A 26170-nucleotide genomic window follows, 5' to 3' on the forward strand; every position below is an offset into this window, starting at 1 on the left:
GATCGACGGTCGCGAGATGTTCGCGCACGCCTGCAAAATCGGGCTCGAAGGGGTGGTCTCAAAAGTGCGCTACAGCATCTACGCCAGCGGGCGCGGCAACAACTGGGTCAAAAAAACATGCGCCCAACGAGAGACTTTGACGATTGCCGGCTTCGCACTCGATGACGGCAAATGGGACGGTATTTATTCTCGTTGCGATTTCGTTGCGGCGCTGCTGAGGGCGAACGGGCTTGGTTGAGGCCTCGGGGGAGGTTTGCGCGCGTCGGTGATCGGGCGAGGCTCGTTGGAGCGAGTTGAACGTGAGCGCCGCGCGAGAGGCAGCGCGGTGCTGCAGATCATCACGATCGCTCCGTCCCGCTTCAATGCTTACCGAAACTGCCCGGACTTCATTCAACGTCACATCTTTCCAGGCGGGATGCTGCCGACAGCACAGATCGTCGAGGATTACGTCACCCAAGCCATGCTCAAGGTGACCGGCCGGGAATCCTTCGATCTGAGCTATGCGCGTACGCTTCAGGATTGGCGCGATCGCTTCCTGGGATCGTGGCCAGACATCGAGGCCCTCGGCTTCGACACGAAGTTTCGCCGGATGTGGGAACACTATCTGGCTTATTGCGAAACTGGATTCGGCGCGATGCCCTTAACGTCAACATCTTTAAGCTGGCTCATTGAAAGTCTGGAGATCCCTGCAGCTCAAGGTAAAAGAAAATCTCGACGATGGAAGCGCCGCTGCGACGTTGCGGTGCACCGCGGAGCGCGAATCCATTGCTTGTTTCAGGCGTCAAGCGACTGGGGTCGGTACTCGGACATCTTCTGGGCGGCGATGATGACCTCCACCCTGTTCCTGGCCTGCATCTTCTGCATCAGCTCGGTCATGTAGTGCTTGACCGTCTTCTCGGTGATGCGAAGCGTCGCGGCGATCTCTTTGTTGGTCATGCCGCGCAGCAACAGCCGAACGATCTGCCCCTCTCGCTGACTGAGATTGATGGCCTCGGCGACGCGGTGGCGGACGTCGGTGTTGCGGAGCGCGTCGATCACTCGGGCGGCGAAGCCCTGGGTGATGTAGGTCTCATTCTTCAGCACGGCCCGAACGGCGGCCATCAACTCGTCTGCCGAGGAACGCTTGAGGACGTAGCCGTGAGCGCCGGCGTCGAGGGCTCGGACGGCATGGTCGACGCCGTGCTGGGAAGTGTAGGCGATGATCTTGATCGCAGGCTGGACGTTGCGGATGGTGCGGATGGCGTCGTAGGTCTCGTCGGGAACGGAGGGGCTCAGGATCATCAGCCTGGGGACATGGGAACGGGCCAGCCGGACCATGTCGGCGGCGCTGGCGCCGAAGGCGATGATCTTGAGATCGGTCGGCGCCGAAAGAAAGGTCGTGAGGGCCGTCATCATCAAAGGTTGGTCCTCGACAATTGCGATCGTAATGTCGCTCATCAAACCCACCCCAAAAAGGCATCATTAAGCGTTCCGCCGTTGGAGGACGACGGTTTCAAAACATTGACGAGGAAGGAAAAATCCCCGGAGCCAAAAGAAAATACCAGTTGGTGAAATTCGTCCTTGGATATTCCGGAGGTGTGGCAAGATGCCCCGGCTGCGATGCTGAGCCGGAGGAACTCCGAACCTCCGCCGAATGTCGCCGGTTCGCGGGTTCCGACGCTCGCCTTCTCTGGAAGGGTTAACGTGAAAAACCCTGACGGCCACCTCGGCTCTCGATGCCATCCTCGGTGTGTCGGCGGGAGAATGCGTCATGCGTCAGCGCTCCCGGAAGGCACGGGTCATCTGGTCGGTGACGGGCTTGGCCAGATAGGAGGCCGCGGTGCGCTCCTGGGTCGAGACGAAGACCTCCGCCGGCATACCGGGAACGAGCTTCAGTCCCTTTTGCTGGATCAGGTCCTCCTCGGCCGGAAGCAGGCGGACATGAGCGATGTAGTGCTCTTGACCGTTGGACGGATCCCGGGCCGAGGCCGGCGACACCATCGCAACCTTGCCTTTCAGCTCCGGCGTGGTGGTGCGGTTGAAGGCGGAGAGGCGGATGCGCGCCGGCTGACCAACCCTCACCTGGTCTATGTCAGCCGGTGAAATACGAATCTCGAACTTGAGGTCGGCGTTCTCCGGCACCACGGTGGCGATCTTGGCCGCCGGGGTGATGACACCGCCCACCGTGTAGGCGAACAGTTCGTTGATGTATCCGGAGGCCGGGGAACGTATCTCGGTGCGCGACAGACGGTCCTCGACAGCGAGCTTGCGCTCCTGAAGCTCGGCGATGCGCGCCTCCACCGTGCGCAGGTCCTTCTGGGCCTCGGTCGAGGCATTCTGGTCCACGGCGATGATCTGCACGCGGATCTCGCTGGTCCTCACCTTGGCACGAGCGATGCTCGCATGGATCTCGCCTTGCTCGCCCATGATGCGGGCGTAGTCGCGTTGGGCGGTATAGACGCGCTGGTACTCGACGATCTTGCGCTCGAATAGCGACTGCAGCTTCTCGCGTTCGGCGCCGACGAGCCTGCCCTCCTCCTCCTTGGCGGCGAGGCGGGCCGCCATGCCCCTGATCTCCTCGCCAGTCTGGGCGATGCTGAGCTTGAGCTGCTCCTTCTGGCTGTCGCGCGCGAGCTTGTTGCCGGCGAACAGACGAGCCTCGCCGTGGATCACCGATCCTGCAGTCGAGGGGAATAGCGCCTGCATGTCGTCAGGAAATTCGACCGATGTCAGGTTGTCGCGTTCGGCCACCAGGCGGGCGCGGCGCCCGAGCGCCTCGACCAGCTGGGCGCGCACGATCAGATGTTCGGCCTTGATCTGGACGTCGTCGAGGGTCGCCAACACCTGTCCTTCACGGACCTGGTCGCCCTGCCGCACTGACAGCGTCTTGACGATACCGCCGTCGCGGTGCTGCACCTCCTTGAGGTTCTGATCGACCTTGACCGTGCCGACGGCGACCACCGCGCCCTCCAGCATCGCCCAGGCCGCCCAGCCGCCGCAACCGGCGACCAGTAACGCGCTCAGCACGAGGCCGGCGACGATGCGCGGCCACAGGCGCAACGGCCGTTCGCGGGGAGCGTCCATAGCCCGATGCTCCGGGCGGACGAATTCGGATACATCGATATGCTTCATGGCTTCACTTCCTCATGAATGGATCGATGAGAATTGCAGATGGTGGTGGCCGGCGACTTCGATCGTCATGCCGTCTCCTTCGTCGTTGCCGTAATCGACCTCGATGGCGGTATACTTGCCGTGGGCGAGCTCCTCGAAGCGGAAGCGCACTGGGCGATTGTGGCCGCCGTCGTTCTCGTCGAGGTAGATCTGTTCGAACAGGTCGGCGACCTGCTCCTCGGCGTCGGAGCCCTCCTTGATCGTGATTTGATAGGTCGCGGCCACGATCTTGTCGCCGACCGTGAAGTCGGTGATCTTCTTCACCACTTCCTGCTGCTGGCCGCCATCGTCGCCGCGCTCGAACTGGAAGCAGTCGTCGCCGGCGCCGCCGGTCAGGACCACCGGGCCGCTGCCGGCGATGATCACGTCGTCGCCGGAGCCCGCGATGATCTCCTCGAAGCCTTCGATCAGGTCCTTGCCGATCTCGCGTCCCATGGCAGTGCCGCTGCGTAGATCGATGGTGACGGTGACGGTGGTCTCCGAATAGTCCAGGGTGTCGTGGCCTGAATTGCCATCATAGGCATCGTCGGCGCCGTCGGCGGACGCGAGCACGACGTCGTCGCCGCAGCCGCCGTCCACCTTGTCGGCCCCGCCGCCGTCGGCGATGGTGTCGTTGCCGGCCCCGCCGGCAAGCGTGTCAGCGCCCGCGCTCCCGGTGATGACGTCGTCGCCCGCGCCGCTGACGACGATCTCGAACTCTGCGATCGCGTCCTCGCCGATGTCCTCGCCGGAGGCCCGCCCCGAGGCGAGATTCACGGCGATCTTCCTGACGGCCGAGGAGTAGTCGAGAGCGTCCGTCCCGGCACCGCCGTCGAGGCTGTCGTCCGCGGCATCGGCCGCAGCGAGAACTAGGTCGTTTCCGGCGTCGCCGGCGACCGTGTCGGATCCGCCTCCGTCCGAGATCGTGTCGTTCCCGACCCCGCCGGTCAGCCTGTCGTCGCCGCCGCCCCCGGCCACGACGTCGTTTCCTCCGCCGCCGTCGATCGAGGCCGAAGCCGATCCGGCGGCCGTAAGGGTATCGTCACCTGCGCCGCCGACGACGATCTCGAACTCCGCGATCGCGTCGTTGCCGATGTCGGTGCCTGATGCCGTACCCGAGGCCAGATCCACCCCGATCGAACGCGTGGCCGATGAATAATCCAGCGTGTCTAGGCCGGCGCCGCCGGCGAAGCTATCGTCCGCGGCATCGGCGGCCGCCATTACGACATCGTTGCCCGCGCCGCCGGTCACGACGTCGTTTCCGCCGCCGTCGGCGATGATGTCGTTGCCGGTCCCGCCGGACATCCGATCCGCCCCCGCACCGCCGTCGAGATGGTCGTTTCCGCCGCCGCCCTCGAGGGTGTCGTCGCCGGCTCCCGCCAGCAAAATGTCGCGGCCCGTGCCGCCGTCGAGGTGGTCGTTTCCGTCTTCGCCCAGCAGGGTGTCGTCGCCTTCCTCACCCCACAGACGATCGTTGCCGGCGCCGCCGAACACCACGTCGTTGCCCGCGCCTGCGAACACGATGTCATTGCCGTCGCCCGCATAGACCACGTCGTGGCCTGCGCCCGCCAAGATGTGGTCGTCGCCGGCCCCGCCCGATATCCGGTCGTTGCCGCCTCTGGCGTCGATGTTGTCGTCGCCGCCGAGCCCCATGATGGTTTCGGCGCACTGGGTGCCGAGCAGGATGTCGTCGCCCTCTGTCCCGACGATGGGCGGCGCCTCAACCACATTGAAGTAGGCTGTCTGCATTACGATGTGGGAGCCGTCGCTGATCGCGTAGGTCAACTTGACCTCGCCGAGCATGTTCGGCGCGCGGTCGAATTCCCAGCCGTCCTCGGTGCGGACGAGGGAGCCGGAGGAGGAGAGGATGCCGACTACGGTCAGATTGTCGCCGTCCGGATCTGTGGCGCCGGCCAGCAGCGCCGCCATCGATATCGCCAGCCCATGGCAGGCCACCACGTCGGGAAGATGCACCGCGCCCGAGACGCGAGGCGCGCGGTTGCGGTGATCCGGCGCCGGCGGGTCGCGCGGCCTGTCGCCACCACCTCCACCTCCACCGCCTCCACCTCCGCCTCCACCTCCGCCACTGCCGGAGCCGGGGTCCTCCTGGCGAGGCCGGTGGTTGTCGTTGGCGACCGTCGGACTGTCGCCCGACCTCTTGTTGTTCGGCTCAGGTCTGTCGGTGCGCGCCCGCGCGCTGAAATCTGCCGCACCGCCGCCTGCGGCGCGCTCCTCGTCGTGCGCGACGATCCTCGCCTCCTCGGTCCGGCCAGACGACTTGGCCGCTTCCGGCTGCTCCTCCATTGGTTCCTCGGTCGCGGCGAGCGCGTCCTCCTTCAGGATCTCGTCCTCCTCGCCCGAGCCAAGTGCCGTTTCACGGCCCTCGCCGGCCTCCAGCTTCATTGGCAGGAAGCTCTTGAGGTAGGCCGTGCAGGATCCGACGATTAACAGAAAGATCAGCGGCACGAAGCGGCGGCGGCGATCCTGCTTCTCCTCGTAGTCTTCGCGGCCAGGAGCGGTCTCGCCAGTGGACTGGCGGGTGGCCTGGACGTTGATCATGCGGGCCTCCGCATTTGGGACTCGACGGGATTCGCGCCGGCCGGACCCGGCGCGGAAGACTGTAGGACCGGGGTCATGATGTCCTGCTTCTTGCCGAAGGCGACCATGCGGCCGGCCTGGACGATGGCGACGAGATCGACCGCCACCAGCGCGCTCGGGCGGTGCGCGATCACGATAGCGATGCCGCCGCGGGCACGGATGCCTTCGATGGCCGCGGTGAGCGCCGCCTCGCCCTCGCCGTCGAGGTTGGAGTTGGGCTCGTCCATCACCACCACGAAGGGATTGCCGTAAAGCGCGCGCGCCAGCGCGATGCGCTGGCGTTGACCGGCGGAAAGTGCGCAGCCCTGCGGCCCCAGTCTGGTACGATAGCCTTCCGGCAGCCTGACGATCATCTCGTGGACGCCAGCCGCCTTCGCGGCCTCGATCACCTTGCGGGAGTCGGGCCGGGGCTCGAGGCGGCAGATATTTTCCTCCATGGTTGCGTCCATCAGCGCGACCTCCTGGGGGAGATAGCCGATGTGCCTGCCGAGGTCGTCCTCGCGCCACTGGGGCAGGTCGGCACCGTCGAGCCGCACGCCGCCGCGCAGGGCCGGCCAGATGCCGGTCAGCGCGCGCACCAGCGTGGTTTTGCCACCGGCGCTAGGGCCGATGATGCCGAGCGCCTGGCCGGCCTCGAGCTCAAAGGCGACTTCGCTGAGCACCACCTGTCCGGTCCCGGGGACCGCCACGGTGATCTTCTCCACTGAGAGGCGCGCGGTCGGAGCTGGCAGCCGCATCGGCTCGTCGACGGAGGCGAGCGCGATCACGGTGTCGCGCAGCCGCTGGTAGGCCATGCGCGCGGCGATGAAGGCCTTCCAATTGCCGATCGCGAGATCGACAGGAGCCAGCGCCCGCGCCGAGGCGACCGAGACCGCGATGATGGCGCCGGCCGAAAGCTCACCCTTGATGGTGAGGTAGGCGCCGAGCCCCAGCAGGGCTGACTGCAGCACCATGCGGAGCACGCGCGAAACCGCGGCGAAGCCCCCGGTGATGTCGTTTGCCCTCGTCTGCAGATCGAGGTGCTCGGCATTGGCCTCGTTGAAGCGGCCGACGGCGCGGCTTGCGAAGCCCATCGCCTTGAGGACCTCGGCGTTGCGCGCATTGCAGTCGGCGATGCCGTTCCGTTCCGTTGCCGCTTTGCGCGTGGACACGATCAGACGGCGGGTCATGACCTCGCTGACCACAGTGAGCGCGACGAGGACGAGCGCGCCCGCAAAGGTCAGCGCGCCGAGCATCGGATGAAGGAAGTAGATGAAGGCCAGATAGATCGGCATCCAAGGCAGGTCGAACAATGCCGAGGGGCCTTGGCTGCCGAGAAAGCTGCGGACGGTGTCGACGTCGCGCCCGCGCTCCAGCGCTTCGGAGGTGGAGAAGCCGAAACGCGGCATGTCGATGGCGACGCGATGCGCCAGGGGCGCGATCTTGCGGTCGATCCGGGCGCCAACCCGCACCAGCACCTGGGAGCGGACGACGTCGAAGGCGCCCTGGAACAGATAGAGCCCGATCGCGAGTACCGAGAGCATCACCAGGGTGGGGATGCTGCCGCTAGTCAGGGCGCGGTCGTAGATCTGCATCATGTAGACGGAGCCGGTGAGCGCCAGCACGTTGATCATGCCGGAGACCACGAAGAGAAACAGGACGATGCCACGGAAGCCCCGGGTCAGCTCGGCCAGGCGCCGACGCTTCGCAGGGGTGAGCTCTTTCGATTTGGCCATATTTTTGCGGATGCCTCAGGTACGAGAAACAGAAACCTGGTGGAACGGGAGGATGGTCTCCCGTTCCGGCATAGGGTCGTGGGGCTAGAGCGTGACGTTGGAGCCGAGGTTCTGGTGGCCCGCGATCTCGATCTTGAAGTCGGCGGCGGCGTTGCCGTCGACGTTGCCCTGGATGACGGTGAATTCCTGACCGTCATGGGTCTCGTAGCTCACCGCGAGTTGCCCGGCCGCGGTGAAGGCGGCGTCGGAAACCAGCGTGAAGCTCTGGTTGCCGTCGGCGGCGTAGTTCGCGTCGATGCCGCTGAGGTCGATGCGGTCTCCCGGCTCGAAGCCGACGATGGTGTCGCCCTTGGCCGCTTCCACGGAGTTGAAGCGGAAGGTGTCGTCGCCGAGCCCTCCGTTCATCACGTTGGCGGGGGTGCCGGCGACGATGACGTCGTTGCCGGAGCCGGTGGTGACGTTCTCGATGCCCCACAGCGCATCGTTGCCGGTCTGAGAGCTGGAGGCGCTGCCGTTCGCGAGTGGGCCGGAGCCCAAGTTGACGGTGACGGCCGTGCTCGCCGCCGACATGTCGAGCGTGTCGATGCCCGCCCCGCCGGTGCCTTCGTCGCCGAAATAGGCGTCGTTGCCATCACCGATCTCGGCCACGATCAGGTCGTTGCCGGCCCCGCCGAACACGGTGTCGTCGCCCGCACCTGCGTTGATAAGGTCGTCGCCCTGATCGCCGAAGATGCGGTCCGCCCCGGCATCGCCGTAGACGATGTCGGCGTCGGCTCCCGCAAACACATGGTCGTCGCCCGCACCGGCGAAGATCACGTCCCGTCCAGCACCGCCGTTGACGAAGTCGGCACCCTCGCCAGCTGAGATTGCATCGGCACCGGCATGGCCGACGGCGATGTCGTCTCCTGCGAAGGCAACGATGTTGTCGTCGCCGGGCGTGCCGACCAGCGTGTCGGACTGCGCCGTGCCGTTCCGAACCACGCCGTCGGTTGCGGTCTCGGTCTCTTCTTCGTCGTCTTCGTCGTCGTCGCCCCCGGTCGGCGTCTCGTCGTCGTCCTCCTCGTCCTCGTCCTCATCCTCGTCCGGCTCATCGGTCTCGAACTGTGGCGGCATGACGCCCGAGAAGGTGACTGAATGGGTTCCGTTCGAGATCGTTTTGGTGCCGTCCTGGTTCTGGACAAGATGGTAGGTCGCGGGGTCCGCCCCTTCGGGAAGCTCGATCACGTCCTCGGCCTGCAGCGCGCCGATGATAATGTCGTTGCCCCCTTTGGACTTGAACACGATGCGATGGGCCGATGTGAGGGCCGAGATGTCGATCGTGTCGTCGCCCTCGTCGCCATCGATCGTGATGGTGTTGAGGCGCAGGCTCGTCGCGGTGAAGTCGCCGACGACCGTGAACGTATCGCCCGCTCCCGCGCCGCCCGTCGCTCCGGTCGGTTCGATGCCGTTGATGCGGATCTCCTCGATCTCGCTCAGTTCCGCGATCACGTTGGCGAAGGCCGAACCGCCCCGGGTGACGACGATTTCCGGCGTACGCCCGCCGAAACTCGCGATGTCGTTGCCCGTGATGGCATCCCAGGCGGCCAGCGTGTAGATCGTGTAGGCCTCGCTGGAGGTATTGCCATTAATAACGAAGGTGTCGCCCGCGACGCCTTCGGTGCCGCCATTAACAATGTCGCGACCATCAGTCGGGGTCGCTGTCGCATTGGCGTTCCAGACGATGGTATCGTCTCCGGCACCGCCGTTGACCGTGTCCGCCCCGGCGTTGAGGCCCGGCGCGGTGACGTTGACCGTGAAATTGTCGACGTAGAAGTTGTCGCCATTATCCCAGTTGTTGCCGTCGCCGGTGGTCCGGAAACGGATCGCCGAGTTCGAGCCGATCTGGGCAGCCGCCAGCGCGGCGCTGAAGTTGAAGGTGCCGTTGGCACCGCCTCCCAGCGTTCCGCCGGTCACGACCTCCCAGGCGTTGGTGTTGACGTTCCGTGCCTCGACGATGACTGTCTGGCCGCCGTTGAGATTGTCGTCCTCGTAGGTGAACGAAACCGTCGCCGCGGTCGCGCCCGTCAGATTGACGGCGCGCTCGATCGTCTCGCCGCCATCGACGCCCTGATTGAACTGAAGGCGTCCGCCAGTGATCTGGATGTCGCCTGCTGTCGCACTGGTCGTCTCACCGCCGCCTTCGATCCAGTTTCCTGTGAAGGCGAGTGTGCCATTGCTGTTCGAATACGACGCCGCTCCGAAGCTGTCGACGTAGGCGCCGGTGTTGCTGCCGGTGCCTCCGGTCAACGTGTCGTTGCCATCGTCGCCGTTGAGGGTATCTGCACCCTCGCCGCCGCGAATGACGTCGTCGCCACCGCCGCCGCTCAGCGTATCGTTGCCGCCTAGGCCGTCGATGAGGTTCGCAACGCCGTTGCCGGTGATGACGTCGGCGTTGGCGCTCGCCGTGCCGAACGGTGCCGGCGCTGCCTGCGCGAGGATGTAGTCGGACGCGTCGATTGCGGCCATCGTCGTGTTGTTGACCTGGATGGTGCCGATCGTCGCCAGGGACGCATCCCTGACCGTCAGCAGAGTATTGGCGCCCACCTGAGTCTCGACGACGCGCGTCGCCAGATTGGCGGCGGTGATGCCGAGGGCACTGAGGTTGATTAGGTCCTGACCTCCGGCCGCGGTCGAGTCGAAGCCGGTGATGGTGTCGGCGCCGAACCCGGCCGCATTGTAGACGACCACGTCGTTGCCGTCGCCGACGTTGATGGTGTCGTTGCCCGCGCCGCCGATGACGGTGTCGGTATCGCCGCCGGTGCCTCCGCTTAGCGTATCGTCGCCGGTACCGCCGTCGACCAAGTCGGTGCCGTTGCCCGCATCGATGGTGTCGTTGCCGCCACCGCCGAAGATCTGGTTGTTGGCGCCGTTGCCGGCAATGGTGTTGGCCAGCGCGTTGCCATTGCCGTTGATGGCATCGGCGCCGGTCAGCGTCAGGTTCTCGACTTCGGCCCCGAGGGTATAGGAGACAGAGGACTGCACCGTGTCGGAGCCGCCGGCCGCGAGTTCAGTGACCACGTCGGCGGCATCGTCGACGACGTAAGTGTCGTTGTCGGCGCCGCCGGCCATGACGTCGGCCCCGGCTCCGCCGTTGAGGGTGTCGGCGCCGATCCCGCCGGTCAGCGTGTCGACATCGTCGCCGCCATTGAGCGTATCGTTGCCGTCGCCGCCGTCGAGCGTGTCGTTGCCCAGACCGCCGTTCAGCGTGTCGTTGCCCGCCAGGCCGCTCAGCGTGTCAGCCAGATCGCCACCGGTGATGACGTTGTTGCCGGCGTTGCCTGTACCGATGAATTGATCGGCGTCGACGCCACGGTAGGTGAGGTTCTCGACGTTGGCCATGTTCGCGATGGAGAGCTCGGCCAGGAAGGTCTCGACGGTGTCGGTGCCCTCGTCCTGGGCCTCGATCGCGACGTCGAGAAGATCGTCGATGCCGTAGGTGTCGTTGCCCGCACCGCCAACCATCGTGTCGGCGCCGACGGCGCCTTCGAAATCGTCGCCGGCGAGATTCAGCCGGGCGTCGAGATCGTCGTTGCCCGCACCGCCGACCAGCAGGTCGTCGCCGAGCCCGCCGACGAGGTCGTCGTTTCCGGTGCCGCCGAAGATCAGGTCGTTGAGGCCGCCGCCGGTGATCTCGTCGTCGACGCCCTGCTCGCCCACCACGAAGTTGGCTTGCGCGTTGGTCACCGCATTCAGCGACATGTTGACGTCGCCGCCTGCCCGGCCGGCCGGATCGGAGCGGCTGATGAAGTAGTCCTCCGTGCCGAGCGCATAGCCGCCGAAAGTCGCGCCGTTGAAGTTGATGCGTTCGACGCCGGTCTGAGCGTTGTTGCCGTTGAAGTGACCCGCCACCGTGATGGATTGAGCGACGGAGCCCGTGGGCCCGGTCGGTAGGCTATAATTGATGACCAGGTCGCCGGTTTGGGTCGCGGTGCCGCTGTCGAAAGCGTCCAACGCGGCGATCGTCGGCACCGGAAGCAGGGTCACCGGGTCGATGATGGGCTGACCGGACGCGTCGACCGCGTTCGGAGCCTGGATCGAGATGCGGTCGGCGGTGCCGCCGCCGGTGGCATTGACGGCTTCATTGATGAGGTCGTTGCCGTCGCCGAGCCCGAACGCGTAGGTGTCGTTGCCGAGACCGCCGTTGAGGGTGTCGACGCCACCGTTGATGCCGGGTCTGGCGATCGTGATCGTCAGGTTATCGATGTAGAAATTGTCGCCGTTGTCCCAGTTGTTGCCATCGCCGGTGGTCCGGAAGCGAATTCCCGAATTCGCGCCGATCTGCGCAGCGGTCAACGTAGCGCTGAAATTGCCGTTGCCGTTAGCGGTGGTGCTGCCGAGCGTGCCGAGAACTTCCCAGGCGCCGCTGCCGCTGTTGCGGGCCTCGACGATGACGCTCTGGCCCGCGCCAAGATTGTCGTCCTCGTAGCTGAAGGACAGCGTTGCGGCCGTGGCCCCCGCCAGGTTCATCGAGCGTTCGATGGTTTCGCCCCCATCGACGGTCTCGTTGAAACGAAGGCGATTGCCATCGATTTCGATATCGCCGCTCGTGGCGCTGTTGTTGTCGTTTTCCGTCCAGTTTCCGGCGAAGTTTGCGGCGTTACCGTCGTTGCCGGAATAGGAGCCTGAATTGAAGTTGTCGGCAATCGTTCCCGTGGAGGAGCCCGGGCCGCCGACCAGGATGTCGTTGCCGCCGAGACCGTTGAGCACGTCGGCTCCGGCGAGGCCGACGATGATGTCGTCTGTCGCCGAACCGTTCAGAACGGGACGGTTGTCGGACGGCGGGCCCTGCGGGGCGAGGCCATTGTCGCTGAACGGGGTGCCCACGACGATGCCGAGAGCGCCGTCGGAAAACTGCAACCGCTCCATGTTGCGCAGCAGGTCGGTCCCGTCGAGCGGATCGAGGCCGCCGGTGTTGGACACCACGAGGGTGCCGTCGGCGCGCGCAGAGAACGAGTAGTTGGCGCGGACGTCGGAGTAGACCGCGGTGTCGACGTCCGATGCCGCCGCGCCGTCGGAGACGATGTCACGGACGATCTTGAGCTGGCCGGGATTAATCTGCCCCGAGAACACCTTCTGGACCAGCGTCGTCATGCTGTCGTGGAACTCGAGCACGGTGTTGCCTACCGGGCCGTTCTCGTCGAACTCCGACATCACCGCGATGCGCACCCGCAGCCAGCGGTCGCCGTCGATGATGTCGTCGCCGCCGCGGCCTTCGATGAGGTCGCTGCCGCCACCGCCGAGCAGGATGTTGCCGCCGACGAAGCTGCCGTTGGCGTCGAACGAGGCCGGTCCTGCGCCGGCGAGGAGCGCCTGCAGTCCAGTAATGAGGGCGATGCCCTCTGCATCCAGGGCGCTGCCGCGAAAGCCTTCGGTCGGCACGAGATCGGCGGTGACGTCGGAACCACGAATGACGTCGTTGTGGGCCGATCCGGACGCACCTTCGACCTGGGTGAAGCTGTCGAGCGCCGCGTTGCCTGGAAGCACCGGCAGACCGGGCAGGATCACCCGGTTGAGGTCGACGTCGACCGCCAGATTCATGTTGGCGTAGGTCGTCCAGTCGTAGCCAGACATACCGTCGAACTTGCCGCGGCCGAGGCTGCCGAACCAGATGTCGTCGCCGCCTTCGCCGATGAACTCGTCGAAGCCGCCGTCGCCGTGGAACACGTCGTGGCCCTTGACCGCATCAAGCTGGAACTGGTCGTCGAAATTGTCGCCGACCGCGCCGGTCCAGGCACCGATCTCGATCCAGTCGTCGCCTTCGCCGCCGAGAGTCTGCTCGGTGGTCTTGCTGCCAAGAACGAAGTCGTTGCCGACCCCGCCGAAGGCCTCGTCGAGGCTGTCGGCGCCGAGCACGATGAAATCATTGCCCTCGTCGGCAACGATCAGGTCGACGCCTTGACCGGCGTTGACCGCGTCGTGGCCGCGGCCGGTGCGCATGATGTCGTCACCGAACAGGTCGGTGATGATGTCATCGCCGTCTCCGCCGATATACTGGTCGTTGCCGGCGCCGCCTTCCATACGATCGTTGCCGCCGTCGCCGTAGAGGGTATCGTCACCCTCACTGGCGATTAGCGTGTCGGCCTGGTCGGTGCCGCCCAAGAGGACGTGGTCGGCGCCGGTGTAGCGCAGGTAGTGGCTCTCGGGTCCAGCGGTCGACGGATCGTCGCGCAGGACCAGCGGCGTCAGGATTGTTCCGCCAGTCGGATCGGCCGAATTGAGCCCCGGGTTCCACTGCCTGGTCTGGTCGACCTCAAGGATGAGCCCGGGGGTCGAGAACACGTCGGATGGCAGATGGCCGGCGTCGGCATTGAGGCCGATCACCTTGGCAAAGGTGTTGTTCTCCATTTCAGAGAGCAGATGCAGGCCGTCCAGCCGCTGCAGGTAGTAGAAGCGGTCGCCGTCCTGCAGCTTTTCCAGCTGGACCTCGAACACAAAGTTGAAGGTCGAGCCCAGCATGCCGCCGAACGGCATGACCTTTTCGGCGAGACCGCCGATCCAGAGGTCGACGTTGTCGAGGCCGCCCAACGAGCCGCCGGCGTATACACCGGTGGCGTTGAGGAAGGCGATGCGGTCGGCGTTGAAGGCCGCGAGCGCCGCCGGATCGGTGGGGACGACGATATCGCCGAAGCTGGTGCCGAAGATCAGCGCCATGGCCGCATCGCGCTTGCCTTCGACCGTGGTCTGGCCGGTGATCAGGGCGTGCGTTCCGTAGGCCGCCACGAAGTTGATGATCGAGGCTTCGTTCTTGAGGTGGCTCGCGAAGTCCACCCAGCTGGCGTAGGGCCGCAGTTCCTCCGCGTGGCTGCTGGCCTCGAAGAAGTCGCGGCGCGCGGCGTTCAACGACGGCACGCCGGCATCGCGTCCGCGAGCCAAGTTGATGGTGGCGAGATCGAGCGGCAACCCAAGCAAGTTGTTGCGCAGCGCGCTGGTGACGAACTCGTCGATCTCGTTGCCGACCTGGCGCGTCATGCCCCGGATGATGTTGCCGGCGGCGACGCTGTCGGCGACGGTATGCGCAACACCGCTGGCGTCGGAGTCGAACTCGACCGGGTTGAGGAAGGCCTGGATCAGTCCGATCTGGTCGTTGGTGAAGCTCGGGTCGAGTCGGTCGATCGTCTCGGTCAGCATCGAGTGGCCGAAGCGATAGACGACGTGGGCGAACTCGGCGACGATGCTGGGATTGATGTCGGCGTGGTAGCCGTCCGGCACGACGAAGAAGTCGATGTTGGGCTGGATCTTGCGAGCGAAGTCCTCGAACACGAGATGCTGGTACTGCATCTCGGTGCCGAACTTGGCGGCTTGGAACAGGCGTTCGCCGTCCCAGACCAGCGCGGCGATCTGGGCCGGCGTCGTCGGCAGGGCGGCGAGATCGACGGTCAGCCATTCGTTGAGGAAGGCCAGATCGCTCTCGGCGAGCACGATCTCCTTGGTGTGCTCGACCAGCCGGTTGTGCTCGGAGTGAAAGATGTGGTGGACCGCGGTCAGCCCGATGTTCTCGTTGGCGCGGCCGTCGCCGGCGATGAAGTGGGCGTCGAGCAGCTCGTTGTCGTAGACCGCCGGGTTGTTGCCGGGGTTGAGCAGGCCGATCTCGATGTCGCCGTCGGCGATCCCGTTGGGGACCGCGTCGTGCGCGATGTCGGCGAGGAAAGCGGCGTTGATGCGGACAGCGCCGGCGACGCTGACCGGCGCCGCCGAGGTGCCGGAGATGACGGTGTCGTCCGCGGTGTTCGGAATGCCGTCGGCGCCGAGGCCGGTGACGACCTGGGCGAAGCCTTGGGCATTGGGAATGAAGTTGCCGTACGCATCGGTGCGCAGCAGCGGCACCGCGCCGACGTCCTGGTCGGTCAGCAGGATGCCGAGCATCTTGGCCTGCTCCTTGACCTCGCCCCAGGTGGCCATGCCGCCGGCGCCGGCGCCGCTTCCATCGGGATTGGCGCCACGCCCTTCGATGAGCTTGCCGGTGGCGTGCGGGACGCCGTTGGCGTCCAGCGCATACTGGCGCAGGAAGACCTGATGGGAAGCGTGCGAGGTATAGGTCTGGTTCTGGTCGACGAACGGAGTCGTGGTGTTGACCGGCCGGACGTCGTCCGCGGTGCCGAATACGTTGTCGGCGCCCGGGGAGACGGTGGCACGGGTCAGCACCATGAAGTTGGTCGGGCTGCCCGGCACGTACAGCGGGTCGTCCGGCTGAAGCGGGACGAACACGGTGCCGCTGCCGCCCTTGTTGACCAGATCCAGACCGTGATCGAAGAACTGGCCGAACAACGTGAACCAAGAGTTGAACGGGGCCGACAGCCCGACGTCCGGGGAGACGTTGACGATCTGGACGTTGTCGCCATCCATCGCGACCCCGAACGGCTCGAGGGCCGCATCGCGGACCACGCGTGCGGCTTCCAGATCGGCGAGCGTGAGGGCGTGCGCCGACGTCGCGGTAGCCAGCGCGTCGAGCGCAGCCTGTTCGGTCGGGCCGGGAACGGTGGTGTCGTCGCCGTCGCTGAGCTGGTTGGCCGCCGCCTTGGCGTTCTGCATCACCACGCGGGCCTGATATTCGGCGTCGAGCGCGGGCTTGAAGGCGTTGTAGATGTCCTGCACCAGGGCGACGTTGGCCAGGGTGGCTTCGACGACGCCGCCGGTCTGCAGGCCCTTCATGATCGCGGCCGGATTGGCGAGCGTCTGATCGACGATCAGGTTGGAGATGGTGCGCAAACTCGAATCGAAGACCATCGAACCCGGGTTGTTGGACGGCGCGTAGGACGTCGGCACGGCGGGCGCGCCCGGCGGGAGGAAATTGCCCGGCACGTTTTCGGCGGGCCTGAAGGTCGGGTCCAGCAGTTCGGGGAACGGCATGTCCGCAGCGCCCCACTTCTCCTGGCCGGGCAGCAGGTTGTTGTTCTGTCCGTCGACGGTTCGAAGGCCTATGCTGAGATTATAGGACGGAACGGAGCCGACTTGGCCGGCCAGACCGGTTCCGTAGAGCGGCGCGGCGTTCGGGTCGAGCGGATTGGCGATGTAGGCGGCGTGCTTCTCGGCGACCCTGATCTGCGCGAGGATGAAATCCAGATCACTCCTGATGTACGCAACCATGACGGCCTCACCTGTTGTGGCGCGCGGTCCGCTGTGGCGGCCGGGCTGTTGAAATTCTTGCGAGCCGTCCAAGTCGGATGGCTCTCCATGGGCTCAGGCTAGATTTTTCTGTGGCCAACGGGACAGGGTACAAGGTCCAACGACCTCGTGGGACCGAGGTCCGGCGCTTCGGCCGACCATGGTCGTAGGACCTTGGTCCGACCGGCGGACGACCATCCTCGCTCCGCCGGCGCCACGGCGCGGCGCCGCACGGGTCAAGCGGTGTTTTCCGGGTGTTTTCGGAAGACTTGGCCGCGCCCTCCGATCCGAGCAACCGCCGCGTCGATCCGGCATCAGGGAGTGAGGGAACGAGCAAAGGTGGACAGAGGACTGCCGGAGCACGGCGTCGGAGGCGTCAAGCGCGCGCTCTGGGCCGTCGGCATCTCCGCGCCGTGTCAGGTGAAGACGAGGATGATCACTCAGCGGGCTTCGCAAGGCGCGTGGGTCGACAACGCGCTATGACGGGCTTGTCGCCAACTACCTCGCCTTCGTTCAACGCATCAATTTGGCAAAGGCCTTTCGCCGGGCCGCAGACGCCCTCAGGTTCGCCGGTGCCGTTGAACATCGACGCCATCACGGCATTACGCTGCTGAAGGTGTCGGTGCTCGTGGATGCATCGCCGGTCTGCCGACGGAAATATCCTCCTCGAACTCTGCTGGGGCCTAGGGGTCGCTTGTGTCCCGGAAGGCAATCAGCCGTACAGGCTTATGCGGCGCATGATCGCTTTAGGTCAATTGTTGACGCCACCGCGCGCGATCCAAGGACTGTTCACTTTTGCACTCATCTGTCGACTCCGCACCAATTGACAGTCAAACCGGGTCGCATCGATGGGCCGAACGCTTTGACGAGCTCTTCACCGACCTTTTCGATACGCAGGACGAAATCGTAGCAAGGCTCGCCAATACGCTGGACGCCCAACTCATCGCGGTTGAGGCGTACCGAGGCTCATGTCAACGAAGGCGCTCCGCCTCTCTCCTCGCGACATATCCGCCTTCCGGTGGCTGCAGATGGTCGGCTTCGCCAAAGTGCAGCTCAATGCCGACGCCGAAGCAGTAGCTTCGTTCCGTCGAAGTCTTGAGGCCAACCGAAATTATCCCATTACGCATTTCGGGCTCGCCGTCGTCCTTGCGCGACTTTTCTGGATGAGGCGCGAGCCGCTGCGAAGGCAGGACTTGCGCTTGATCCAAGCTTTACCATCCGCCGGTTCCGCCTCGGCGCAGCGAGTGAAAATTCCATCCGCCTCGCCGGACGTGAACGCATCTATGAAGGCATGCTTTGGCCGAGGTACCGGAGGGATGATGTCTGATTTGGGTCACAATGCGAAGAACTCAACCTGAGCAAATCTAGTCCGCCATGTCTCAAAAAGCGGGCATCCCGCGAGCCCAGACGCTGCTTCGGAAAAATGGCCAATAGCGGACATTGGCTCGGCAGGAGCGCAAATGCCGCAATGGCTGGACTATGCTCACAGCCACATCTCTGCGAAATTGCCGATCACTCGGCAAAGGCACTGCCATTGTAAAAGCCTAACCCCGAAACAAAATGTGAAACGAGGAGCAGGGATATTCCTAAAATCTGACTTTAATTCCTCTCTTCTTCACTCCGTTAGCGCGTTCATTTAATGAGTAAGCATCGATGACTGATCAACAGTTGGCGCTGCAAGCGATTAGCGAAGCGCAGCTCATATTGGAAGAATACTTGCAGCCCCGACCCAAGGATAATGCGCAGATCCTTGAGAAGCTGGTGGAAGTCCTCGAACGCCTCGCCTTGGTCGTTGCCATAAGTCGATTGCAGCAACAGGGCGGCTGAGCGAGCCTATGAGCAAATCGCTTAAATGGTTTGCTCTCACCTTTTGTATCGCTACGTTGTCGCCGCTCGAAATGAGAATCGTGCAAGCTAAGCAACAATGCAGCTCTGCAATGCCGGCAAATCGGCAAGCGCAGTGGTGGTCCTATCGTCTCATCGACGGACGAAAATGCTGGTACGCGGGCAAGCCCATGCTTTCGAAGTCGTTGCTGGAGTGGTCTTCTGAGGTATCTCGCGAACCGGTTTCTCGTGGAGAGGCTACGGGCGCCGTCGTAGCGAAGCCTAATACGCCAGGCAATCCATTGGATGCGCAAGCGTCGACACTGACTGAGCTTGACACGTTTGAGGCGCGATGGCGCTTTAGGATCTTCCAAGTTCCGCAGGGGGCTCGTGACTGACCCACACGTAACCAAGCGAACTTAGTCGTCACGGCATCGACCGATTGTTCGCTGGTGCGCGCTTCGATGAAGGCGATCGCGGGGCCACCGCGCAAAAGGCCCGGCTCCCCTTTTGCAGAGCACAATATATTGGGGCCGCACGCAATTTCTGCGAATGGATCGTCGGACAAATCCAGGTATCCACGTTGCGCAGACGTTGACCGCAGCACTATGAAACTAGCCTTCCGAACCCACGTTAAATCCGGCCACCCGTCGGATCGACTGCCCCTTCGCTGGCCTTCGATCCCAACGGTGCTACTCTTTCGAAAAACGGAGGGAGGAAGACATGAGAGATCGATCGACGCAACCTACGTGGGATCCTCTTGTTCTCGCTGACCAACTGCACTCGATCGCGAAGCAAAGCCAGTTGCTGATGCAGCGGTTCGCCACGTCCCAGGCCGACTCCACGAGGGTCGGCATGGGAGACACCTCGACGCTCGGATTCGATTTCGTCGATCTCATGACGAAAATGATGTCGGACCCGACGCCAGTAGCGAAGGCCCAGATCGACCTCTTCAACGACAGCATGGCCGTTTGGAAATCGGCGGCAGAAAGCATGTGGCTGATACGCCCTTGCGAATCCGACAGACCCAAGGACAAACGGTTCAAGCATCCCGACTGGACCGAGAACGCAGTCTTCAACTACGTGAAGGAAAGCTACCTGGTCGCTGCCAAGGCGATCCTTTCGACTGTCCGAGACGTCAAGGGCATGGACGACGCCACCGCACGCAAGGTCGACTTCTACACGCGTCAGTTCGTCGACGCCATTTCTCCCTCAAATTTCGTCGCCACCAATCCGGAGGTGCTCAAAGCCACGCTGGAGACCGGAGGACAAAATCTGCTCCGTGGGCTCGACAACCTGCTTTCCGATGTCGGTCGTGGCGAGGGCCGCCTCTCCATCACGATGACCGACATGAAGGCCTTCCAGCTCGGCGAGAACATCGCCACGACCCCCGGTAAGATCGTCTTCCAAAACAACCTGATGCAGCTCATCCAATACGCTCCTACGACAAGCGAAGTCCGCAAGCGACCTCTCCTCATTATCCCGCCGTGGATCAACAAATTTTACGTTCTCGATCTTCAGCCGAAAAACTCGCTTATCAAGTGGGCAGTCGACCAGGGCCATACCGTCTTCGTCATCTCTTGGGTCAATCCGGACGAGAAGCTCGCGGAGAAGGGCTTCGAAGATTACATGCTCGAGGGTCCCGTCGCGGCCCTGGATGCAATCAAAAGGGCGACCGGCGAAGAGCACGTCAATGCGATCGGGTACTGCCTCGGAGGTACTCTGCTCGCCTCAACGGCCGCCTACCTGGCCGCGAACGAGGACGACAGGATCGCAAGCGCCACCTACTTCGTGACGCTGGTGGATTTCGCAGAAGTCGGTGACATGGCCGTCTTCATAGATCAGGAGCAGCTCGCGTCGCTCGAAAGGCGCATGCGCGAGCGCGGCTATCTCGACGCTCAGGATATGGCGACGTCATTCAACATGTTGCGGGCCAACGACCTGATCTGGTCCTTCGTCGTGAACAATTACTTGCTCGGCAAGGAGCAGCTCCCGTTCGACCTACTGTTTTGGAACTCGGACTCCACGCGGATGCCCGCGGCTATGCATTCATTCTATCTCCGGGCGATGTATCTGGAAAATCGCCTATCCAAGCCCGGCGGTATCACTCTCGCCGGCACGCCGATCGACCTGTCGCGGATCAAGATCCCGTCGTTCATCCTGTCCACGCGCGAAGACCATATCGCCCCATGGGAGTCGACCTATGCGGCGACGCGTCTGTATTCCGGTCCCGTCAAATTCGTGCTGTCCGCCTCCGGACACATGGCGGGAGTCATCAGCGCGCCGGGCAGTAAGTATGGCCATTGGACAAACGACAACTTGCCGCCTGCCCCCGACCAATGGTTCGCTGGCGCAACCAGTCATCAGGGCTCCTGGTGGCCCGTTTGGGATGAGTGGGTTACTCGCTTGGATCATCAGCGCGATCCCGCGCGCGAACCGGGCGGCGGCAACTTGCCGGTCATCGAGGACGCTCCCGGCTCCTACGTACGCGTGAGAGCGATGGCATCTTAGCTGATCCGCACACCCGAAACTGCGCCGGCGAGGGCCTAGGCATGTGCATCCGAGCCCGCGCGCGACAATTATCGCCGGTCGGATTTGAACCTATGACCTTCAGGTTATGAGCCTGACGCGCTATGCGGGAGCGGTCATGCGTCCCGGGCAATTCTCGCGACGGAGTGGAGTAACTCGCTCGAGGCGATCCCTCGCTTTGCGAGCTGTCGGGTTCGAGTCGGGAGAGTACTGCCGCCTCTCCCCACACGACGCAAATCTACGATATTTGCTCCGATCGTCCGCCTGAACTCAGAAGCTGGTCGAACGGCGGGTTCAATTCGCGGACCGCAACAACATCCCCCAAAGACTTCCGCCGGTCGTAATCTGCCTACGTTTATAAGGATTTGGTCCGCTCTCTTCGTGAGGGCAGACGTTGGCGGTTGCCAGCTGCAGGTCGGCCATGTCCATGCCCGGACATCGCCACAGGCGGGGCTGGCTGACATGTCACTTCCTTGACACCTTTCGTAGCGTTGGTCTCTAATCCCCACGCAAGTCCTGAGGCTGGAGGTGACCTTTTCGCCGCCAATCAAGAATGAAGCCAACTGCTCCGCCAGGCGAGTGCCGGGTAAAGGAGCGGAGGCTAAAAATAGCTTCCTGGGAGGGAACAATGGACAGACGCCAGACACTCAAAATGCTTGGTGGTGCGGCGGCGATCGCCGGTACCGGTTTTCCGGGGTTTGCTTTTGCGCAGGCTCAAAAGGAAATGGTCACGGTCGTGAAGATCGCCGGCATTCCGTGGTTCAACGCTCTTGAAAAGGGAATCCAGAAGGGTGCCAAGGACTTCAGCATCAATGCCACCATGGTTGGACCGGCGAACGTCGATCCGGCACAACAGGTAAAGCTGCTCGATGATCTGATCGCCAAGAAGGTCAACGTGATCGGCTTGGTGCCGCTGGACGTCAAAGTGTGCGAGCCGGTGCTCAAGCGCGCCCAGGCGGCCGGCATCAAAGTCATCACCCATGAGGGCCCCGAGCAGGAAGGCCGTGACTGGAACGTGGAATTGATCGATTCCGTTCGCTTCGGTGAAGTGCAGATGGAGCGTCTCGCCAAGGACATGGGCGGCGAAGGCGACTACGTTGTTTATGTCGGGACCTTGACGACGCCGCTTCACAACAAATGGGCCGACGCCGCGATTGCCTATCAGCAGAAGAATTTCCCGAAAATGAAACTCGTCGCCGACCGTTTCCCCGGCGCCGACGAGATCGATACCAGCCAGCGCACGACGCTTGACGTGATCAAGGCCTATCCGAACCTTCGCGGCATTCTCGGCTTCGGCTCGAATGGACCGATCGGGGCCGGCAATGCGGTGCGTCAACAACGCCTTGGCAAGAAGATCGCCGTGGTCGGCACCGTGCTGCCGAGCCAGGCGAAGTCGCTCATCGCAGATGATACCATCCGCGAAGGTTTCCTGTGGAATCCCACCGATGCAGGTTACGCCATGGTTGCAGTAGCCAAGCTCGTGCTTGATGGCAAGCCAATCACGGATGGCGTCGATGTTCCAGGCCTCGGCAAGGCCGCGGTCGATGTGGCCGGCAAGCAGATCAAGGTCGACAAGATCATGCGGATCAACAAAGAAACCATCGACGGACTGATTGCCGGAGGACTCTAGAACTACACCGGCCCCAGCCGCCTCGTCGCGCCGCATTCCCGGCTTTCTGGCCGGGAATACGATCCGCGTCGAGGCGATCGCTTGACAAGCGGTCCCATTACAGGACGAAGCATTGACGACTTTCCTGGAGATGTCCGGCATATCAAAGCGTTTCGGCGGCGTGCATGCGCTTCGCGACGTCGATCTGACGCTGGAGGTCGGAGAGGTGCATTGCCTTGTCGGCGAAAACGGATCCGGCAAGTCGACGCTGATCAAGATCATTTCCGGCGTCGAGGCGCCGGAACCAGGAGGCCAGATCGTCATTTCCGGCAAGGAGTACCCAAAACTAAGCCCGGTCTACTCCACCCATTGCGGCATTCAGGTCATCTATCAGGATCTATCGCTATTCTCCAACCTCACCGTCGTCGAGAACATCGCCATGGCGCACCATCTTGGCGGCGTCCACACGGTGAACTGGTCCTCTATGCGGGCCATCGCCATGGCCACAATGGCGAAGGTCGGTATTGAGGTCGATCCGGAAACAAAAGTCTCCGAACTCAGCATTGCCGGACGCCAGCTGGTCGCGATCTGCCGGGCCCTGGCGGCGGATGCCAAACTCCTCATCATGGATGAGCCGACAGCGTCGCTGACCCGCCACGAGGTCAACACCTTGATCAAGCTCGTCAGCGACCTGAAGCGAAGCGGTATCTGCGTCGTATTCGTGAGCCATCGCCTCGACGAGGTGCTCGAGATCGCAGAGCGCGTGACGGTATTGCGGGACGGAGCCAAGGTAGGCACCTTTGACGCAGCGGCCATCGACGGCAGCAAACTCAGTCACCTGATGACCGGGAAAGCTTTCGAGTATCAGAAGCAGGTGTCCGACCTTGCCGTGGGTGCGGTTGTCCTCGAAGTCCAGGGCCTTGGCCGCGATGGTGACTACGACGATGTGAGCTTGCAATTGCGCGCCGGAGAAGTCGTGGGGCTTACCGGATTGCTTGGATCGGGCCGAACCGAGCTCGCACTGTCGCTGTTCGGCATGAACCCGCCCGATCGAGGCACCATGGCGCTTGACGGCCACCGCATCGCGCTGAACAGGAATGCAGACGCGATCCGTCGAGGCATCGCTTACGTATCCGAGGACAGGCTTGCGCTTGGCCTCATCCTTGACCAGTCGATCACGTCGAACGTCACGCTGACCGTGCTGGAACGTCTCGCTGGTGCATTCGGCCTGATTGGCACACGCGCGCGGCAAAGCCATGTTGCGCGATGGGTCGCCGAACTCGGAATCAAGGTGTCTGATCCCAACAACGCGGTCAAGACGCTCTCCGGCGGCAATCAGCAGCGGATTGTGCTCGCCAAATGGATGGCGACCAACCCACGAGTGCTTATCCTTGATAGCCCAACGGTCGGTGTCGACATCCGCGCTAAGGATGGGATTTATGAGATCATCCGGAGGCTGGCCCGCGAGGGCGTCGCGGTGCTGATGATATCAGACGAAATCCCCGAGGTACTTTATCACAGCCATCGCGTGCTGGTGATGCGCGAAGGGCGTTTGACCGCTGACGTGATGGCCGCAGACACCTCCGAAGATGCGCTTCGGCAGGCGGTCAATGCCTGAATCGCGGTTTGCTTCATTTGGCAGGTTTCGGCGCAGCCATGAGTTCTGGCTGTTGATCGTGATCCTCGTGCTCTGCGTCAGCCTGGGCGCGGCGAACGGCCAGTTCCTGACCATGCAGAATCTGTTCGACCTGCTGACCTCCTACGCATTCGTAGGCATCCTCGCCCTCGGGCTGCTCGTGGTGCTGATCGCCGGCGGAATCGACATCTCCTTCACGGCGACAGCATCGGTGGCGCAATATGTCACGCTTACGGTGGCGAACGCATACGGCGCGAACTGGGTCTGCGTTTTTGCGATCGCGATCGGTATTGGAGGTGCGCTCGGCGCCCTCAACGCGATCTTCATCCAGAAGCTTCGGATACCATCAATCATCGTGTCCGTGGCAACGTTGAACATTTTCTATGGGCTGCTGATTTTCTTCACGGGCGGTAAATACATCTATTCGTTACCCGACTGGTTCGCGGCCGGGATATTCTGGTTCGAGTTCGATTGGGGCAAGGATACGTCCTACGGCGTCAACCTGCAGATCCTCGCGCTGGGGTCCTCATTTCTGTTCACCTGGCTCCTGCTCAATCGTAGCAACATCGGTCGTCAGATTTACGCCATGGGCGGCAATACCGATGCCGCGCAGCGACTTGGCTTCCATGTCTTCGGCCTCAACATGCTGGTCTATTGCTACATGGGGGTCATGGCCGGTATCGCCTCGCTGGTCCAGGCACAGCTTGCACAGTCCGTAGCTCCGACGGTGCTGGTCGGCAAGGAGCTTGACGTGGTTGCGGCCGTCGTGCTCGGCGGCGCCAGCCTGATGGGCGGCGTCGGCACCGTTCTCGGCACGTTTCTGGGGTTGGCACTGCTCGCCATCCTGCAGAATGGAATCATTTTGCTGGGCGTTTCGTCCTATTGGTCGCCATTTTTTGTCGGGTTGGTCATTCTGATCTCGGTCTCGGCGACAGCCTGGTCGCAGCGAGAACGGCGGACCCGGAGCGCGCGGTCATGAGAAATGCGTCCACCTTCGCCCTTCGCGGACGCCTGATCCGTTTGGCCGGCAGCGGGACGATCGCAACCCTCATCCTGTTGTTGGTCGCGCTCTGGTTGGTGTTCGCCATTACCATCGGCGACCGGTTTTTCTCCGTCAACACGCTGCAATCGATGGCCTTCCAGATGCCGGAGCTCGGCATCCTTTCGCTTGCGATGATGCTGGCCCTGCTATCTGGCGGCCTCAACCTTTCCATCATCGCCACCGCTAATCTCTCCGGACTGACCATTGCCTTCCTGCTGACGCACTACATTCCGGGCACTCAGGGCATTGCCTGGGCCGGCGTGCAGGTGCTGGCGATTGCGGCAGGGTTTGCCGTCGCGGCACTGGTCGGCCTTGTCAACGGATTTGTCATCGCCTATCTCGGCGTTTCGCCCATCCTCGCAACCCTCGGCACCATGACACTCTGCAAGGGACTCGCGATCGGCCTGACGCGCGGCAATGTCATCTCCGGATTTCCGGAGCCCATTGTTTTCATCGGCAATGGAACGGTTCTCGGGGTGCCTTTTGCCCTGATCGTGCTGGCGCTCTGTGCGTTACCCGTCGCGCTCATGCTAAACGCAACGCCCTTCGGGGCAAGGGTTTACATGATCGGCTCGAACGAGAAGGCAACCCGCTACTCCGGCGTCGATACCCGCGCCGTCCTGCTCAAGCTATATGTCCTCTCGAGCCTGCTCGCCGGTGTCGCAGCGGTCGTCATGCTGGCACGTTTCAATTCAGCCAACGCGGCATATGGCGAGAGCTATCTGCTCATCACCATTCTTGCAGCCGTGCTCGGTGGCGTCGATCCATTTGGCGGCTTTGGCAAAGTCGGCGGATTGCTGCTTGCGCTGATCATCCTTCAGGTGATCTCCTCGGCGTTCAACCTTCTCAATCTCAGCCAGTTCCTCACTCTGGCGATCTGGGGTGGCATCCTGATTGCCGTTGCAGCGGTTCCTCATCTGGGCGGCAAAGCGCCCCGGTAGACAACG

The 26170-nt window shown here is 63.3% G+C and carries 13 protein-coding genes and 1 pseudogene; 9 read left to right on the top strand and 5 right to left on the bottom strand.

Annotated features, from left to right (window positions below; all coding sequences use genetic code 11):
* Position 1 precedes the first annotated feature (1 nt).
* Together NLM15_RS37175 and NLM15_RS37180 are read left to right on the top strand one after the other, a co-directional pair.
* Positions 2–187 (top strand): annotated as a pseudogene (locus tag NLM15_RS37175) (DNA ligase); the annotation flags it as partial.
* Positions 188–325: 138 nt separating this feature from the next.
* Positions 326–880: a class I SAM-dependent methyltransferase gene (locus tag NLM15_RS37180; RefSeq protein WP_254122966.1), complete on the top strand. Its 555-nt coding sequence runs from the start codon at positions 326–328 to the stop codon at positions 878–880.
* Here NLM15_RS37180 and NLM15_RS37185 read toward each other — a convergent pair.
* From NLM15_RS37185 to NLM15_RS37205, 5 genes are all read right to left on the bottom strand, one after another.
* Positions 775–1437 (bottom strand): response regulator transcription factor, encoded by a 663-nt coding sequence (locus NLM15_RS37185; protein WP_254122967.1) that lies wholly within the window; start codon positions 1435–1437, stop codon positions 775–777. The genes NLM15_RS37180 and NLM15_RS37185 overlap by 106 nt on opposite strands.
* A 318-nt stretch (positions 1438–1755) precedes the next feature.
* Entirely contained in the window at positions 1756–3111 is a 1356-nt protein-coding gene (locus NLM15_RS37190; protein WP_254122968.1) for an HlyD family type I secretion periplasmic adaptor subunit, read from the bottom strand.
* Positions 3112–3123: 12 nt separating this feature from the next.
* Positions 3124–5688, bottom strand: coding sequence for a calcium-binding protein (locus NLM15_RS37195; protein WP_254122969.1), 2565 nt, complete (start codon positions 5686–5688; stop codon positions 3124–3126).
* On the bottom strand, positions 5685–7442 hold the full coding sequence (locus tag NLM15_RS37200) for a type I secretion system permease/ATPase (RefSeq protein ID WP_254122970.1): 1758 nt from the start codon (positions 7440–7442) through the stop codon (positions 5685–5687). Before NLM15_RS37200 ends, NLM15_RS37195 begins: the two co-directional genes overlap by 4 nt.
* An 84-nt stretch (positions 7443–7526) precedes the next feature.
* Entirely contained in the window at positions 7527–16565 is a 9039-nt protein-coding gene (locus tag NLM15_RS37205) for a peroxidase family protein (RefSeq protein WP_254122971.1), read from the bottom strand.
* 986 nt (positions 16566–17551) lie between these two features.
* On the opposite strand from NLM15_RS37205, the gene NLM15_RS37210 reads away from it, so the two are divergent.
* The 7 genes from NLM15_RS37210 (at position 17552) to NLM15_RS37240 (ending at position 26164) form a co-directional block, all read left to right on the top strand.
* Positions 17552–17941 (top strand): hypothetical protein, encoded by a 390-nt coding sequence (locus tag NLM15_RS37210; protein ID WP_254122972.1) that lies wholly within the window; start codon positions 17552–17554, stop codon positions 17939–17941.
* A 295-nt stretch (positions 17942–18236) separates the two neighbouring features.
* Positions 18237–18410 (top strand): hypothetical protein, encoded by a 174-nt coding sequence (locus NLM15_RS37215; protein ID WP_254122973.1) that lies wholly within the window; start codon positions 18237–18239, stop codon positions 18408–18410.
* A gap of 720 nt (positions 18411–19130) precedes the next feature.
* A complete protein-coding gene (locus tag NLM15_RS37220) occupies positions 19131–20918 on the top strand; it encodes an alpha/beta hydrolase (protein WP_254122974.1) in 1788 nt (595 codons plus the stop codon).
* Positions 20919–21564: 646 nt separating this feature from the next.
* Positions 21565–22566 carry an autoinducer 2 ABC transporter substrate-binding protein gene (locus tag NLM15_RS37225; protein WP_014491732.1) on the top strand — a complete coding sequence of 334 codons (1002 nt, stop codon included), beginning with the start codon at positions 21565–21567 and terminating at the stop codon, positions 22564–22566.
* A gap of 112 nt (positions 22567–22678) precedes the next feature.
* On the top strand, positions 22679–24163 hold the full coding sequence (locus NLM15_RS37230) for a sugar ABC transporter ATP-binding protein (RefSeq protein WP_254122975.1): 1485 nt from the start codon (positions 22679–22681) through the stop codon (positions 24161–24163).
* Positions 24156–25160: an ABC transporter permease gene (locus NLM15_RS37235; RefSeq protein WP_254124610.1), complete on the top strand. Its 1005-nt coding sequence runs from the start codon at positions 24156–24158 to the stop codon at positions 25158–25160. The genes NLM15_RS37230 and NLM15_RS37235 overlap by 8 nt, the downstream gene beginning before the upstream one ends.
* Positions 25157–26164, top strand: coding sequence for an ABC transporter permease (locus tag NLM15_RS37240; protein ID WP_309144972.1), 1008 nt, complete (start codon positions 25157–25159; stop codon positions 26162–26164). Before NLM15_RS37235 ends, NLM15_RS37240 begins: the two co-directional genes overlap by 4 nt.
* The last annotated feature ends 6 nt before the right edge of the window (positions 26165–26170 follow it).

The sequence above is a fragment of the Bradyrhizobium sp. CCGB20 genome, from assembly GCF_024199855.1.
In the GTDB taxonomy this organism is placed as follows: Bacteria; Pseudomonadota; Alphaproteobacteria; order Rhizobiales; family Xanthobacteraceae; genus Bradyrhizobium.